The following is a 1227-nucleotide window of genomic DNA, read 5'->3' on the forward strand; positions in this document are numbered from 1 at the left end:
GGGCCCTGCGCACCCAGGAAGTCGAGCTGGCGCCGGCTCTCCACCCCCTCCACCACCACGCCGGCCTGCAGCGCCTGCGCCACATCCAACACCGCGGCGACGATGCGCTCGCTTGGGCCGCCGCTGCCTAGGTGGTCGGTGAAGCTCTTGTCGATCTTGAGCTCGTCCACCGGCGCGCGCAACCGATAGGCCAGGCTCGAGTAACCAGTGCCGAAATCGTCGAGGGCGATCCGGGCGCCCCCCGCGCACACGCGCTGCAGCCAGCGCTGCGTCACCGGGCTGTCGTTCATCCAGGTGGATTCGGTCACCTCCAGCGTCAGGTGCGGCAGCAGATTCTGGCTCTCGTTGAGCCACGCCTCCAGCACGCCGTCGCCAAACGGGGCCGCCGACAGGTTGACCGCGATGGGCAAGTCGGCCTCCAACGCTGCGCCGCATCCTGCGCGCGCAGACCGGCCTCACGCAGCGCCTAGGCGCCGATGCGCCGGATCTGGCCGGTGGTCTCGGCCACCCCGATGAACTCAGTCGGCGAGATCAGGCCACGGTTGGGATGGCGCCACCGCAGCAGCGCTTCTAGCGCCACCGCGCGCGGCTGTGGCCAGGTGACCTAGGGTTGGAAGCGCAAGTCGAAGTGCGACTGCGCCAGCGCCTCCTCCAGGCCGGCCTTGATGTCGGCCTGGTGGCGCGCGCGGCTTTCCATGTGCGGGGAGTAAAAGCGCAGCCGGTTGCGCCCGCCGTTCTTGGCGGTGGACATGGCGGTGTCGGCCATGCGCAGCAGCTCCTCCACCGTCTCGCCATCGTTGGGGTAGGCGGCAATGCCGATGCTGGCGCTGAGGTGGTGCACCGAGCCACCGAGCTGCACCGGCTGGCGTGCGACGTGCAGCAGCGTGTCCGCCACCCGTTCGGCCACCATCGGCGACTCGGCGCCATCGAGCAGCACGACGAACCCGTCGCCGCCAAAGCGCGCCACCGTGTCGTTGACGCGCACCGCGCGCCGGAAGCGCACACCCATATCGCGCCGCCGCCACAGATGCTCGGCGCTGGCTACCGGGGTAAACAGCGCGCGCGTGAGTGCACTCAACCCTTCGGTGTGTCCCAGCTGCAGCAACCCTTCGGGCTGTAGCGCGAAGTGCAATTTCGCCGGCACCTGCTCCTAGGCAGCCGCCAGCAGGTAGACGAGCACGTTGCGGCACGCCACCAGATCCATGCGCAGGAAGGGCAGCTCGCGCA

At 69.6% G+C, this 1227-nt stretch carries 3 protein-coding genes; all 3 read right to left on the bottom strand.

Annotated elements, in window-relative coordinates; translation table 11 throughout:
• Window positions 1-422 (bottom strand): EAL domain-containing protein (locus V7Z54_RS03275; RefSeq protein WP_334134329.1); only part of this gene is annotated, 422 nt, incomplete at its 3' end.
• 44 nt (window positions 423-466) lie between these two features.
• On the bottom strand, window positions 467-580 hold the full coding sequence (locus V7Z54_RS03280; RefSeq protein WP_334134330.1) for an EAL domain-containing protein: 114 nt from the start codon (window positions 578-580) through the stop codon (window positions 467-469).
• Between the two features lie 24 nt (window positions 581-604).
• Window positions 605-1144, bottom strand: coding sequence for a GGDEF domain-containing protein (locus V7Z54_RS03285; protein ID WP_334134332.1), 540 nt, complete (start codon window positions 1142-1144; stop codon window positions 605-607).
• Between the last annotated feature and the right edge of the window lie 83 nt (window positions 1145-1227).

It is taken from the genome of Tepidimonas sp. (assembly GCF_036824975.1).
GTDB lineage: Bacteria > Pseudomonadota > Gammaproteobacteria > Burkholderiales > Burkholderiaceae_C > Tepidimonas.